13 protein-coding genes are annotated in these 13,312 nt (G+C 73.1%); 4 read left to right on the top strand and 9 right to left on the bottom strand.

What is annotated here, in order from left to right; translation table 11 throughout:
- Positions 1 to 5 precede the first annotated feature (5 nt).
- From BLW86_RS13035 to BLW86_RS13065, 8 genes are all read right to left on the bottom strand, one after another.
- On the bottom strand, positions 6 to 1,643 hold the full coding sequence (locus BLW86_RS13035; protein WP_093874195.1) for a glycosyltransferase: 1,638 nt from the start codon (positions 1,641 to 1,643) through the stop codon (positions 6 to 8).
- A 189-nt stretch (positions 1,644 to 1,832) separates the two neighbouring features.
- A complete protein-coding gene (locus BLW86_RS13040) occupies positions 1,833 to 3,524 on the bottom strand; it encodes a dipeptide ABC transporter ATP-binding protein (protein WP_256341297.1) in 1,692 nt (563 codons plus the stop codon).
- Positions 3,521 to 4,510: an ABC transporter permease gene (locus tag BLW86_RS13045; protein ID WP_093874196.1), complete on the bottom strand. Its 990-nt coding sequence runs from the start codon at positions 4,508 to 4,510 to the stop codon at positions 3,521 to 3,523. Before BLW86_RS13045 ends, BLW86_RS13040 begins: the two co-directional genes overlap by 4 nt.
- The gene (locus BLW86_RS13050) at positions 4,507 to 5,484 is read right to left on the bottom strand and encodes an ABC transporter permease (protein ID WP_177181640.1); all 978 of its coding nucleotides are present in this window, start codon (positions 5,482 to 5,484) and stop codon (positions 4,507 to 4,509) included. Before BLW86_RS13050 ends, BLW86_RS13045 begins: the two co-directional genes overlap by 4 nt.
- Entirely contained in the window at positions 5,481 to 7,208 is a 1,728-nt protein-coding gene (locus tag BLW86_RS13055; protein ID WP_093874197.1) for an ABC transporter substrate-binding protein, read from the bottom strand. The genes BLW86_RS13050 and BLW86_RS13055 overlap by 4 nt, the downstream gene beginning before the upstream one ends.
- 151 nt (positions 7,209 to 7,359) lie before the next feature.
- On the bottom strand, positions 7,360 to 7,455 hold the full coding sequence (locus BLW86_RS44035) for an Ms4533A family Cys-rich leader peptide (RefSeq protein WP_312883206.1): 96 nt from the start codon (positions 7,453 to 7,455) through the stop codon (positions 7,360 to 7,362).
- 101 nt (positions 7,456 to 7,556) lie between these two features.
- Positions 7,557 to 8,624, bottom strand: a complete 1,068-nt coding sequence (locus tag BLW86_RS13060; RefSeq protein WP_256341298.1) for a DUF3152 domain-containing protein — start codon at positions 8,622 to 8,624, stop codon at positions 7,557 to 7,559.
- A 542-nt stretch (positions 8,625 to 9,166) separates the two neighbouring features.
- Positions 9,167 to 10,132 carry an alpha/beta fold hydrolase gene (locus tag BLW86_RS13065; RefSeq protein ID WP_093874198.1) on the bottom strand — a complete coding sequence of 322 codons (966 nt, stop codon included), beginning with the start codon at positions 10,130 to 10,132 and terminating at the stop codon, positions 9,167 to 9,169.
- 138 nt (positions 10,133 to 10,270) lie between these two features.
- On the opposite strand from BLW86_RS13065, the gene BLW86_RS13070 reads away from it, so the two are divergent.
- From BLW86_RS13070 to BLW86_RS13085, 4 genes are all read left to right on the top strand, one after another.
- Complete coding sequence (locus tag BLW86_RS13070) at positions 10,271 to 10,486, top strand: hypothetical protein (RefSeq protein ID WP_093874199.1); 216 nt, start codon at positions 10,271 to 10,273, stop codon at positions 10,484 to 10,486.
- A 164-nt stretch (positions 10,487 to 10,650) separates the two neighbouring features.
- Positions 10,651 to 11,310: a TetR/AcrR family transcriptional regulator gene (locus BLW86_RS13075; protein WP_093874200.1), complete on the top strand. Its 660-nt coding sequence runs from the start codon at positions 10,651 to 10,653 to the stop codon at positions 11,308 to 11,310.
- 143 nt (positions 11,311 to 11,453) lie between these two features.
- Positions 11,454 to 11,681, top strand: a complete 228-nt coding sequence (locus tag BLW86_RS13080) for a DUF3107 domain-containing protein (protein WP_073809026.1) — start codon at positions 11,454 to 11,456, stop codon at positions 11,679 to 11,681.
- Positions 11,682 to 11,870: 189 nt separating this feature from the next.
- A complete protein-coding gene (locus BLW86_RS13085) occupies positions 11,871 to 12,140 on the top strand; it encodes a hypothetical protein (RefSeq protein WP_093874201.1) in 270 nt (89 codons plus the stop codon).
- 25 nt (positions 12,141 to 12,165) lie between these two features.
- On the opposite strand, the gene BLW86_RS13090 is transcribed toward BLW86_RS13085, so the two are convergent.
- A complete protein-coding gene (locus BLW86_RS13090; RefSeq protein WP_093878642.1) occupies positions 12,166 to 12,888 on the bottom strand; it encodes a ferritin-like fold-containing protein in 723 nt (240 codons plus the stop codon).
- Positions 12,889 to 13,312 lie beyond the last annotated feature (424 nt).

The raw sequence follows: 13,312 nt of genomic DNA on the forward strand, positions 1-13,312 counted from the left end.
CTCCTTCAGGCATCGGGGGCTCCCGTCCCCGCGGTCACGGTCTTGTGCGCCCAGCTGCCGGGCACATGGGCCTCGGCCGGGTGGGCGAAGGGGACGCCGTCCCCGGGGCGGTGGCGCACCGGCGCGTGGGAGAGGAGTTCGAGGTAGATGCCGCGGAACGCGGCGAGGTTCTGTTCGACGGTGAAGAGTTCGAGTGCGCGGGCGCGGGCGGCGGCGCCGAGCCGGTGGCGGCGCCCGGGGTCGCGGAGCAGCGCGAGGCAGGCGTCGGCGAGCGCCCGGGGGTTGCGCGGGGGGACGACGAGGCCGGTGCCGCCGATGATCTCGACGACGGCGCCGACGTCGGTGGAGACGGTGGCCCGCGCGCAGAACATCGCTTCGACGAGGCTGGCGGGGAAGCCCTCGACGAGGCTGGACATGACGACGAGCGCGCCGGAGGCGTACGTGTCCTCCAGGGTGGGCGCCTCGGGGCCGCCGAGCTCCTCGAAGGTGACGGGGTTCTCGCCGACGGCGTGCGCCCCGGGGGCCTCGTCGGGGAAGAGCTGGGCGGCGAGTCCCTTGCAGTACGTGAGGTAGGCGCCGCCGCCCGGTTCGCGTTCGGGCACGGCGACGATCCGCAGCCGGGCGTCGGGCTGGCGGGCCCGGATCTCGGCGAAGGCGTGGAGGAGGCCGATGAGGTCCTTGGCGGGCTCGACGCGGCCGACCCAGACGAGGGTGGCGGGGTCGCCGCTCTCCTCGTCCTCGCCGACCTCGGCGAAGCGTTCGGCGGCCATGCCGGGGTGGACGGTGCGGATGCGGGCCCGGTCGGCGCCGCACTTCTCCTGCCAGCGGCGGGCGTGGGCGTTGCCGGGGGTGAGGAGGGCGGCCTGCCGGTAGACCTCGCCGACGAGCCGGCCGTGGAGGGCGGCGAGCAGGGCGCGCAGGGGGGTGGAGCGGTGGGCGCCGGCCGCGGAGAGGTAGTGGGCGCGCAGCGGTACGCCGTACTCGGTGACGAGCAGCGGGGTTCCGAAGAAGCGTTTGGCCAGCAGGCCGGGGAGGGCGGTGGTGCCTCCGGCGGCGGCGTGGCAGAGGTCGGCGGCGCCGAGCGCGTCGTCCTCGTACCAGTCGAGGGAGAGGGGTCGAAGCACCCGCTCCAGGTGCTCGGCGAAGGCGAGGTGGTCGGGGAGTCCGGCGGCGGCCGCGCCCCGGCGTGCGCCCGGCGCGCGGCAGGCGGCCTCCAGGGCGCGGACGGCGTCGTCGGAGCGGAGCGCCCCGGGCAGTCCGCCGCGCTCGCGGGCGAGTTCGGCGAGGGCGTAGAGCCCGTCGGCGAAGGAGGTCTCGTCGTCCTCGGCGCAGAGGCCGGTGGCGAGCCGGTGGTAGGCGTCGGTGAAGCGGCGCCGCTCGTGGCGTCCGTAGGCCCGGCGGGAGGCGCGCTGCTCGCAGAGGCTCCACGTTCCGGAGGCCGCCGGGGCTCCGTCGGGGCCGCCGAGGTCGGCGGTGCGGGCGACGCGGGCGTTCGGCGGCAGGGGCCGCGGGGTGCCGGCGGGGCCGAGGGCGTAGAGGTCGAACCGGTGCTGTCCGAGCCCGTGCACGAGCCGTTCGCACCAGTGTCCGGACTCACCGGTGGCGTACGGGTAGCCACCCTCCGTGAGCAGTCCGATCCGCACGCGTGCACCCCCGATCTCCCTTGACGGCGGCCACCGTCGGCCGGTGACTCGCAGCGGGAAGAACGTAAGCGGAGACAGCGGTGGTGCGACGGACGGTTGTCCGTCGCACCACCGGAAGGGGTGAATGCACGTAACTTTCCCACCCCGGTCGCGTTCTGTCGCGGTACGGGGTGGAACGGTCACGGAGCGTCAGGCGACGGCCAGCTCCTGGCGCCGTTCCCTGCGCTCCGCCGCGAGGACCGGGTCGAGGGAGGGGACGGCGGCGAGCAGCTGCCGGGTGTACGGATCCTGGGGTGCGCCGTACACCTCGTCCACCGTGCCCTGTTCGACGATCCGGCCCCCGCGCATGACGGCGACCCGGTCGCTGACCTGCCGGACGACGGCGAGGTCGTGGGCGATGAAGACGAGCCCGAGGCCGAGTTCGGCCTGGAGCTCGGCGAGCAGCGCGGTGACCTGGGCCTGGGTGGTGACGTCGAGCGCGGAGACGGGTTCGTCGCAGACGATCAGCCGGGGTTCGGCGGCGAGGGCGCGGGCGATGCCGACGCGCTGGCGCTGGCCGCCGCTGAACTCGTGCGGGTAGGCCGCGTACCGGTCGGGGTCGAGCCCCACCCGGTCGAGCAGGTCGCGCACCCTGCCCCGGATCCGGGTCTCGTCCCGCTCCCCCGCCACGCGCAGCGGGTCGGCGATCGACTCGCCGACGGAGCGGCGCGGGTTGAGCGAGGAGACGGGGTCCTGGAAGACCATCTGGAGCTCGCGCCGGTACGGGAGCAGCCGCCTGTCGGAGAGAGAGCCGATCTCCTCGCCCCGGTGGCGGAGTTCGCCGGCGGTGGGGTCGAGGAGGCGGACGAGCATCCGGCCGAGGGTGGTCTTGCCGCTGCCGGACTCGCCGACGACGCCGAGGGTCTCGCCCGCGCGGACGGTGAGGGAGACCCCGTCGACGGCGGTCACGGCGGTCTTGCCCCGGCCGAACTCCCGCCGCAGGTCGACCGCTTCGAGGAGCGTCTCCTTCGTTTCGGGGGCGGTCCTGGCCGGTCCGTCGAGCCGGGGCACGGCGGAGAGCAGCGCGCGCGTGTACGGCGCCGAGGGCGCGCCGAGCACTCCGGCGACGGCGCCGCGCTCGACCTCGCGCCCGTGGCGCATGACGAGCACCTCGTCGACGCTCTCGGCGGCCACGCCCACGTCGTGGGTGACGAGGAGCAGGGCGGTGCCGGTCTCGCGCCGCAGCTCGTGCAGCAGGTCGAGGATCTGGGCCTGCACGGTGACGTCGAGGGCGGTGGTGGGTTCGTCGGCGACGATGAGCTTGGGCTCGCAGGCGAGGGCCATGGCGAGGAGGGCGCGCTGTCGCATGCCGCCGCTGAACTCGTGCGGGCGGGAGCGGGAGCGGCGGGCCGCGTCGGGGATGCCGACCCGGTCGAGGACGTCGACGGCGCGGGCCCTGGCCGCCTTTCTGGATCCAGGATGGTGGATCCGGTGGACCTCGGCGATCTGGTCGCCGACGGAGTAGTAGGGATCCAGGGCGGACAGCGGGTCCTGGAAGACCATGGCGGCCACCCCGCCGCGCAGCCGCCGCAGCTCGGCGGGGCCGGCGGCGGCGACGTCGATGCCGTCGACCCGGACGGTGCCGCCGAGCCGCGCGCCCGTGCCCCGGTGGAGGCCGAGCAGGGCGCCGGCGACGGTGGACTTGCCGCTGCCGGACTCGCCGACGAGGGCGAGCGCGCGGCCGGCCTCCAGGGTGAAGGAGAGGCCGTCGACGGCCCGCACGGCACCGCCGAAGTCGACGGTGAGGCGCTCGACCTCCACGAGCGGGGTCGCGGTGCCGGGCCGGGGGTCCGGTTCGACGAGCGGGGTCGCGGTGCCGGGCCGGGGGTTCGGGAGCGTCATGTCAGGGCGACCCTTCGGTCGGCGAGGGCGTAGAGGAGGTCGGCGACGACGTTCGCGAGGACCACGGCGACCCCGGTGAGGAGCACGATGCCCACGACGATCGGCAGGTCGACGTGGCGGACGCCGTCGATGAGGGTCTTGCCGAGCCCGGGGATGCCGAAGAGCGACTCGGTCAGCACGGCCCCGCCGAACATGGTGCCGAGGTCGACGGCGCTGAGCGCGATGACCGGCGGCACGGCGCCGCGCAGCGCGTGGCGGGTGACGACGGACCGCTCCCCCACCCCGTACGCGCGGAAGGTGCGGATGTGGTCCTCGGCGAGCGTCTCCAGGGTGGAACTCCGGGTGAGCCGCGCGTACTTGGCGGATTCGAAGAAGCCGAGGGTGAGCCACGGCAGCAGCATGTTCCAGGCCCACTGCTCGGGGTCCTCGCCGAGCGGCACGTAGGTCGGGAAGGGCAGCCACTGGAGATAGGCGCAGACCGCCATGAGCAGCAGCAGGCCCAGGATGAAGACGGGCGTGCCGGTGCCGGCGAGGGTGAGCACGGTGAGGGCCCGCTCGGTGAGTCCGCCGCGGCGGAGCGCGGAGAGCAGCCCGGTGCCGACGCCGACGACGAGCCAGATCACCATGGCGCCGAGGGCGAGCGAGGCGGTGGCGGGCAGCCGGTCCAGGATGAGCTCGGTGACCTGCTGGTCGGTCTGGTACGACAGGCCGAGGCAGGGCGCGTCGCAGTGCAGGACGCCGGTGCCGGTGGAGTGGTCGCGGCCGGCGAAGACGCCCTGGAGGAAGTGCAGGTACTGGGCGAACACGCTCTCGTTCAGGCCGAGTTGCTCCCGGACCTGGGCGATCTGCTGCGGGTTGCAGCGTTCGCCGCAGGCGAGCCGGGCGGGGTCGCCGGGCGCGACGTAGAAGAGCGCGTACACGAGGACGGAGAGCGCGAGGAGGACGAGCGCGGCGCCCGCGAGCCGCTTCAGGACGTAGCGGGTCATCGGGAGGTCTCCTTTCGCGTGCCCACGCCGAGCCGGCCGGCCTCGCGCGGATCGAGGGCGGTGCGGACGGCGTCGCCGAGGACGGTGAAGGCGAGCACGGTCACGAAGAGCAGTCCGGCCGGGAGCAGGACGTACGCCGGGTCGGCCCGGAACCAGGTCTGCGCGGTGGACAGCATCTGCCCCCAGGAGGGGGTGGGCGGGGTGACGCCCACGCCGAGGAAGGAGAGCGAGGCCTCGACCACGATGTTGGTGGGGACGAGGATCGCCGCGTACGTGATGACGGGTGCGGCGAGCGAGGGCAGTAGCTCGCGCCGGGCGGTCCGCCACCGTCCCGAGCCGGCGAGCCGTGAGGCGGCGACGAAGTCGAGGCCCTTGAGGGTGAGGGTCTGGGCGCGCACGATCCGGGAGGTGCCGGCCCAGCCGAGCAGCCCGATGACCAGGACGAGCAGCAGCGGGCGCGGGAAGTCGCGGGGGACGACGGCGGTGAGCGCGATGGCGAGCACGAGGAACGGCAGGGCGAGGAAGACGTCGGTGATCCGGCCGAGGGCGCCGTCGATCCAGCGGTTGCCGAGTCCGGCGGCGAGGCCGACGAGCAGCCCGACCAGGACCTGGACGACGGTGGCGCCGACGGCGACGAGGAGCGAGATCCGGGCGCCGTACAGGAGCCGGACGAACAGGTCGCGGCCGGTGCCGGGTTCGATGCCGAGCCAGTGGTCGGCGCTCGCCCCGCCGAAGGCGCCGTACGGGACGCCGCCGCGGGCCGAGTCGACGAGGTCGTCGTGGTACGTGTGCGGGTCCTGGCCCGTCAGGGCTGCGAGCAACGGCGCGGCGAGGGCGAGGAGGACGAGCAGGAGGAGGACGGCGGCGGAGACGAGGGCGGCCGGGCGGGTGCGCAGCCGTCGCCACACCTGCCGGGCGGCGCCCGTGGCGGGAAGGCCCGCCACGGGCGCCGGCGCGTCGGTCAGCGAGGTCACTTGACCGCGACCTGCGAGATGTCGAGGACGCCGGTCCAGTCGCTGATGACGACGTTCTTGACGTCCTTGCCGACGAGCTGCTTGTAGACCGGGTGGAAGAGGGGCACGTCGAGGGCCCGCTCGCCGATCTTCTTGTCGAGGGCGCCCCAGCGGGCGGCGGCGGCCTTGGGGTCGGTCAGCTTGTTGATCTCGTCGATCTCCTTGTTGACCGCCGGGTCGTTCAGCTGCGCGTGGTTGTAGTTGGAGCCGTCGGTGACGATCTGGCGTCCGTCGAAGATCGGGGCCAGGAACGGTCCGCCGGCGGGCCAGTCGGCGCCCCAGCGGGAGAGGAAGAAGCCGGGGGCGTCCTTGACGCTCCAGCGCTTCTCGTTGAAGGAGTTGGGCTGCTGTCCGTCGAGCTTGACGGTGATGCCGGCCTTGCCGAGGGCCTCCTGGACGGCGGTGGCGATCTCGGGGCTCGTCGTGCGGTTCTGGGCGGTGGAGTGCAGCAGGGTGACGGTGAGCCCGTTCGGATAGCCGGCCTCCTTGAGCAGCTCCTTGGCCTTCTCCGGGTTGCCGGTCTTCCCGGCCGGGAAGTGGTCGTACGGGGTGTGGCCGAAGGCCTTCTGCTCGGGCAGGAAGGTGGTGGTGGCCTCGGCGAGCGCGGAGCCGCCGGCGGCGTTGACGACGCTGGTGCGGTTGACCGCGTACGAGATGGCCTGGCGGACCTTCGGGTCGTCGAAGGGCTTCACCTTCGGGTTGAAGGCGATGTAGGTGGTGAAGCCGAAGTGGCCGGTGCCGACGCGGGCGGCGAGCGCCTTGTCGGAGCCGATCTGGGCGAGCTCGGCGGGGCCGAGGTTGGTGTCGGTGGTGAGGGCGGCGGAGTCGGCGCCGGAGGAGGTGGCGAGGCGCTGGTTGATGACGGCCTCGTCGAGGCCGGACTTGACGTCGATCCTGTCCGGGTAGGCCTTGCGCTCCTCGTCGGTCTTGGGGTCCCAGTGCTCGTTGCGCTCCAGGACGAGGTGCTCGCCGTCGTTCTCGTTCTTGACGACCTTGTACGGGCCGGAGGAGACCGGGTGCTCCTCGTACTTGGTGCCGGTGTCCTTGGCCTTGGGGACGGGGGCGAACTGCGTCTGCGTGGCGACGAAGGGGAACTCGCCCTCGGGCTTCTTCAGCTTGAAGACGATGGTCCGCGGGTCGGGGGTGACGATGGACGCCAGACCCTTCTTGTCCTTGTACGGCCCCTGGTACGTGTCGCCGCCGACGAGCCAGTCACGCAGGTAGGGCGCGCCGCCGGAGAGCTCGGCCGCGAAGGAGCGCTCGATGCCGTACTTGATGTCGGCGCTGGTGATGGGCGTGCCGTCCTCGTACTTCAGGCCCTCCTTCAGCGTGTACGTCCACTCCGTGGCGTCCTTGTTGGGGCGGCCGGTGTCGGTGGCGAGGTCGGGGACGACCTGGGTGCCGGCGGCGCCCGCCTCGCGGTTGCGGGTGGTGAGCGTGCGGAAGACGAGGGACGGGACGTTGCCGCCGCCGGAGGTGTAGAGGCGGGCCGGGTCGAAGTCGCTCTGGGCCTCGCTGTTGAGGACGGTGAGCGTGCCGCCCTTCTGCGGGGCGCCCGCGGCCTTGCCGGAGGTACCGCCCTTGGCGCCGGCGTCCTCGGGGCCGCAGGCGGCGGCGCCCGAGGCCAGGACGACACTGACGGCGGCCGCTGCCACGCGGCGCGAGATGACGGACGAATGACGCATCGGAAGGAGACCTCTCGGGGTGGACTGCGGAAAGGAGAAAGGAAATTCCGCAGGCACGGAGAAAGAGCCCGAAAGGGGGGACGGCGCCTGCGGGAATGAAGAACCCGGGCGCGGCGAGAAAAACGGAAAGCCGACGAGCGCTCGGGCTGCGTCAGCTACAGAGAATGTCGGCGACCGTGTGTCCGGTCACGCCGAAGAGCGCCAGCTCAAGGGCGGCGCTGTCGGAAACGGCGTGACGGTGCGACATGCCGAGAAATATGGACGAACGCGTGAGCGATGTCAACGCGCATACGCGCCGTCCCGAGACGGCCGTCTCGGCATGCGGACAGCTCTCGTCGGGACGGAACGTCAACTCGCCGGATACACCCAGGGGTTGGGGCGACACTTGATGCCGTCGATGTCCAGGGACTTCGTCTGCTGCTGCATCACGGGGGCCAGCGCGCCCGGCGTGCGGCAGCTGACGTGCCCGTGCCCGAGGCGGTGTCCGACCTCGTGGTTGATGAGCATCTGGCGATAGGCGTGCATCGCCTTCGGACCGAAGGTCTCCGACCCCTTCGCCCAGCGGAACGCGTTGATCATCACGCGCTGGGTCGAGGCCGAGTCGCACGAGACGTTGTCGACGGTGGTGTCGAGTCCGGACTTCGCGCACCAGGCACCGGTGGTCCCCGGGCTGGCCAGGGTGATCACGAACTCCGGCTCGCCGCTGGAGATGCGCTCGAAGGTCATCTCGCCCCGACCGGCCCAGCTGCGCTTGTCGTTGAGGGTCTTCTGCACGGCGTCGGCGAAGAGCTTCGGATCGAGACCGATCCCCTTCTCGACGTCGACCCGGTAGCGGATCAGCCGCCCCTTGCCGGGCGCCTTCGCCAGGCCCGGCACCGCCTCGAACTCCCCCGAGCCCTTCAGCTTCGGGTCGATCGGGAACTGGCGGGTCATCAGCTGCTCGTACGTCGGCGGGGTGACGGCGGGCGCCGGCTTCACCGGGACGGGCCGCTCGTCGGAGCGGGAGGCGGAGGTGTCCTCCGAGGGCCGCTCGGCCTGCTCCCCGGCGGCGTGGGCGGCGGACGGGGACGCCTCCCCGCCCGTGACCTGCCCGGCGACGACGACGGCGAGGACGGTGGCGATGGCGGCGGCCGCGATGCCGGTGAAGGTGCGGCCGAGCCCGCCCCGGGAGGCCGGGGCCTCCGGCTCCGCGCCCTCGTCGGCGCTCTCCCGGCGCGGCGCGGGGACGAACGGCGCCTCGGCGCCGTCCTGTTCGGGCGCGGCGGTCCGGGCGGTGGCGCCACGGGGGCCGTAGGACGCGGGGCGCGGGGCGGAGGTCTCGTCGTGCTGCGGGTGACCGCCCCGCACGGCCGCCCCGTAGGCGGGGACGCCGTGCGCCGGGGTGCCGGGCGCGCCGGAGGCCCTGCCGGAGTACACGGGGGTCCCGTGGGCGGGCGTGGCATGCCGCGGCCCCCCGTACCCGGCCGCACCACGCCCCGGAGCGCCCTGCGCCGGGGCCTCGTACTGGGGAGTGCCGTGCGCGGGGGTCCCGTGACGCGGAGCTCCCTGGGCCGGAGCCCCTTGGCGCGGAGCGCCTTGAGCCGGAGCCCCCTGGCGCGGCGCCCCCTGAGCCGGAGCCCCGTACTGCGGAGTGCCGTGCGCGGGGGCCTCGTGGCGCGGAGCGCCTTGAGCCGGAGCCCCCTGGCGCGGAGCCCCCTGAGCCGGAGCCCCGTACTGCGGAGTCCCCTGTGCCGGGGTCCCGTACATCGGCGTGCCGTGGGACGGGGTCCCGTACCCCTGGGGGCCGGTGGTGTCCTGGCCGCCGGCCGTGGTCCTGCGGCGGCGTCCCGTCCCGGGCGGCGGCCCCGCCGGGGACGCTCCCGGCCCCGGCCCCGGCCCCGTACCCGCTCCCGCCTGCTGTCCGGTGTCGGCCACGGAGGGCGCGGAGCCCTTGCGACTATGTCGTCCCACGCCCCGGATCAGCTCCCGCCGTCATCGGCGATCAGGTCCCGGACGGCCTGGGCGACCGTCTCCGGGTACTCCATCATCGCCACGTGACCCGCCTCGGGGAGGGTCAGCAGGCGCGAGCCGCGGAAGGCGGCGGCCGCCTTCCGGGCCATCCGGTACGAGACGAGCCGGTCCCGCCGGCCGTAGACGAGCAGCGTCGGGGCGAGGACCCGCTCGGCCTGCCGCCACAGCCCGTGCTGCCCGCCGAGGGTGTACGCGTCGACGATGCCGCGCGAGGAGCGCGCCATGACGTCCCAGAAGTAGGGGAGCTCCAGTCGCCGCTCCATCTCCTCCACGGCGTGCCGGAGGCCCTCGTCGGTGACCAGGCCGGGGTCCCCGTAACAGAGCGCGAGGACGCCCTTGACCCGCTGCTCGGCCGTCCAGTCCTTGGTGAGCTTCGCGAAGAACGAGGCGACGCCGGGCAGCGCGAGCAGCGCGGTGGGCCAGGCGGTGCGCTGGGCGCGCAGCTCGGGCAGGGCCGGGGAGACCAGGGTGAGGGTGCGGACCAGGTCGGGCCGGACGGCGGCGACGCGGGTGGCGACGGCGCCGCCCAGCGAGTTGCCGAGGAGGTGGACGGGTCCGCGCCCGGCGGCGTCGAGGAGCCGGATGACGGCGCGGGCGTGTCCGGTGACCGAGTAGTTGCCGTCGTCGGGCGGCGGGGAGTCGCCGAAGCCGGGCAGGTCGACCGCCTCGCCGTCGACGTGGTCCGCGAGCAGCGGCATGAGGGCGGACCAGTTCTGCGAGGAGCCGCCGAGTCCGTGGACGTACAGCGCGGGCGGCAGACCGGGCCGGTTCCCCGGCCGGGCGCGCACGGTGAGGGTGAGTCCGGGGAGCGCCACGGAGCGGAGCTCCTCGCCTTCGGCGACCCGTACGGCGCGGGTCCGCGCCGCGGATGAGGCGGCGGCGGTCCGGGTTTCCGGCAGCTCGGTCGAGGACATGGCCGCAATATTACGAGACGATCACGCGCGGTCGCGTGTGGGTGGGGTCACAGGTGCGTGTGCGGCGGGGCGCGTTCACTCCTAGGCTCGGAGAGAGGGCCATCGGGAGCACCACGACCCGCACCCGGAAGGAAGCGCATGACTGTCGATCCGAGCGAGCCGGACACATTCACCGAGGAAGAGGACGTTGTGCTGGACCAGGAAATCCCGGAGGCCGACGCTGCCGAGCAGCACACCGAACTGCAGCAGCGCGAGGACGAGGAGCCCACTCATCTGGAGCGTGACTCGGCGAACGAGGCCGACGCGTCCGAGCAGGCGCGCGTCGTCGCCCTCGACGAGGACGACTACCGCTGAGCACACGACTCCCGCTGATTTGTTCGGTTTAATCTTGAATCGGCTGTCGACCCGGGCGTCCGGTCCGTGAAATTCTGCGTTCGCACCGCGCACAGCCGGGTTACCCAAAAGTACGATGGCGGCGCGGCGCGACAGCGCACATGGATCGATTTTTGGGAGGCCGCGTGAGCGCCATCGAGCAGACAGAGGCAGCACGCCCTCGGGGCACGCGCCTGCCGCGACGTGCCCGACGGAACCAGCTGCTCGGCGCGGCCCAGGAGGTCTTCGTCGCCCAGGGGTACCACTCCGCCGCCATGGACGACATCGCCGAGCGGGCCGGCGTCAGCAAGCCGGTGTTGTACCAGCACTTCCCCGGGAAGCTGGAGCTCTATCTCGCCCTGCTCGACCAGCACTGCGAGGCCCTCCTGCAGGCCGTGCGCACGGCGCTGGCCTCCACCACGGACAACAAGCTCCGGGTCGCGGCGACGATGGACGCGTACTTCGCGTACGTGGAGGACGAGGGCGGCGCGTTCCGGCTCGTCTTCGAGTCCGACCTGACGAACGAGCCGGCCGTACGCGAGCGCGTGGACCGGGTCAGCCTGCAGTGCGCGGAGGCCATCTCCGACGTGATCGCCGAGGACACCGGCCTGTCGAAGGACGAGTCGATGCTGCTCGCCGTCGGCCTCGGCGGGGTCTCCCAGGTCGTGGCCCGCTACTGGCTGTCCAGCGGATCGGGCATCCCCCGCGACAAGGCGGTCGGCCTGCTCACCTCGCTCGCCTGGCGCGGCATCGCGGGCTTCCCGCTGCACCCGGTGGACGGCCAGCTGAGCGCCGAGGGCCACTGACGCCCTCCCACGCGCCGCATTCCCGGATGCTGTTCGCTCCTGGCGTGCGGCGGCTGACCCGTGCGGGTCCCCTCACCGGGCTAATGTGTGCAGCGTACGGCGCGGGTATTCGCGCAACGCTGACCGTTCGGAGGGACATAGCCGTGGAGGTCAAGATCGGCGTGCAGCACGCGCCCCGGGAGATCGTTCTGGAGAGCGGGCAGTCCGCCGAGGAGGTCGAGCGCGCGGTGGCCGACGCGCTGGCCGGCAAGGCGCAGCTGCTCAGCCTCTCGGACGAGAAGGGCCGCAAGGTCCTCGTTCCCGCCGAGAAGATCGCGTACGTGGAGCTCGGCGAGCCCACCGTGCGTCGTGTGGGCTTCGGCGCGCTCTGAGCCCCGGATCCGACGGGAAGGGCCCGGTGGACCTCTTCGGTCCACCGGGCCCTTCGTCTGTCCGCACTCCTGTGTCCGTACCCCTGTACTCCCACGTCAGGGGGTACGGGAGGATTGCGTTCCGGACGCCTGGGGTAGGACGCCTGTGACCGCCCCACCCGCCCCGCACCCCTCGCGAGGTGATCCGCCGTGTTCCTGGAAGCCCTCGGCTCCGCCCTGCTCGGTTTCGCCCTGGCCTGGGTCGCCGCGCAGCGGCTGGCCGACCGCCTCCCCGTCCGTGCGATCGTCCTCGTCACCGGGACGCTCGGCGGTGTCTTCGGCGCGCTCGTGACCCACGGGGCGCTGGGCCCCGGTCACTTCCTCGCCACTCTGATCGGCGCGGTGGCCGTGGCGGCGGTGCTGCTGTCGCTGCTGATCCGCCCGGCCTCCCGCAGACTGCGCCGATCAGCCACTGTCTGACCGGCGCTCGGCCGTCGCCCCAGCCTCAGGCCGCAAGGCCCAGGGCGGCCATGCGCTTGGTGTGCGCCTCGGTGATCCGGGAGAACATCCGGCCCACCTCCGCGAGGTCGAAGCCGTCCGCCACGCCACCGACCAGCATCGTCGAGAGCGCGTCGCGCTCGGCGACCACGCGCTGGGCCTGGGAGAGCGCCTCGCCCATCAGCCGGCGCGCCCAGAGCGCGAGTCGGCCGCCGACGCGCGGATCGGCGTCGATCGCCGCGCGGACCTTCTCCACCGCGAAGTTGCCGTGGCCGGTGTCGTCGAGCACGGCGAGGACGAGGTCGCGCGTGTCGGAGTCGAGGCGGGCCGCGACCTCCCGGTAGAAGTCGCTGGCGATCGAGTCGCCCACGTACGCCTTGACCAGGCCCTCCAGCCAGTCCGAGGGCGCGGTCAGGCGGTGGAAGTCGTCGAGCGCCTTCGCGAAGGGCTCCATGGCCGAGGTCGGCTCGGCGTCGACGGCGGCGAGGCGGTCCCGCAGCCGCTCGAAGTGCTGGAACTCGGCCGAGGCCATCTTCGCCAGCTCCGCCTTGTCCGCGAGGGTCGGCGCCAGCTTGGCGTCCTCGGCGAGCCGTTCGAAGGCCGCGAGCTCTCCGTAGGCGAGGGCGCCGAGGAGGTCGATCACGGCGGCGCGGTACTGCGGCTCGGCGGAAGCCTCCGCCCAGTTCTTGGCGGCGATCCCGGTGGGTGTGGCGTTGTCAGGCGTCTCCATGGAGCGCACAATAGCCCGCTCGCGCGGCCCGGTAAGGTCCTGGTCAGTCAGTGTGACCGTGCCCTCATCGCGATTTCTCCCGACACACATGCGCGAATCCGGGGTACAGTGGTAAGGCGCCTGCTGAGTATGCGGACATGCTTTCGCACGTTCGGACGTATTCGGTGGGCCGACTCATGAATGAGGATGCCCGGTCGGTGGCCCGATCGGCTCCGGCCCGACAGCCCTTCCGGCGGACCCGCGGAAGGGTCACCCTCAGCGGTACGACGCTCGAGCGACGGCAGTGGTCCCGTGCCACCCGGCGGTGATCTCCCCTGATCCCCCCGGAAGATCCCGGCACGGTACGACCCCCTTCGTTCGCCTCGCACCGCGTCTCACAGAAGAGGCAGCACCCTGACTACGACTTTCCGTGAACTCGGAATCC

The sequence above is a fragment of the Streptomyces sp. TLI_105 genome (genome assembly GCF_900105415.1).
Taxonomy (GTDB): Bacteria; Actinomycetota; Actinomycetes; order Streptomycetales; family Streptomycetaceae; genus Streptomyces.

Coding starts and splice junctions, on each gene's coding strand:
- BLW86_RS13040 (WP_256341297.1), bottom strand. CDS start 3,524: ATGACGCTCCCGAACCCCCGGCCCGGCACCGCGACCCCGCTCGTCGAA.
- BLW86_RS13045 (WP_093874196.1), bottom strand. CDS start 4,510: ATGACCCGCTACGTCCTGAAGCGGCTCGCGGGCGCCGCGCTCGTCCTC.
- BLW86_RS13055 (WP_093874197.1), bottom strand. CDS start 7,208: ATGCGTCATTCGTCCGTCATCTCGCGCCGCGTGGCAGCGGCCGCCGTC.
- BLW86_RS44035 (WP_312883206.1), bottom strand. CDS start 7,455: ATGTCGCACCGTCACGCCGTTTCCGACAGCGCCGCCCTTGAGCTGGCG.
- BLW86_RS13065 (WP_093874198.1), bottom strand. CDS start 10,132: ATGTCCTCGACCGAGCTGCCGGAAACCCGGACCGCCGCCGCCTCATCC.
- BLW86_RS13070 (WP_093874199.1), top strand. CDS start 10,271: ATGACTGTCGATCCGAGCGAGCCGGACACATTCACCGAGGAAGAGGAC.
- BLW86_RS13090 (WP_093878642.1), bottom strand. CDS start 12,888: ATGGAGACGCCTGACAACGCCACACCCACCGGGATCGCCGCCAAGAAC.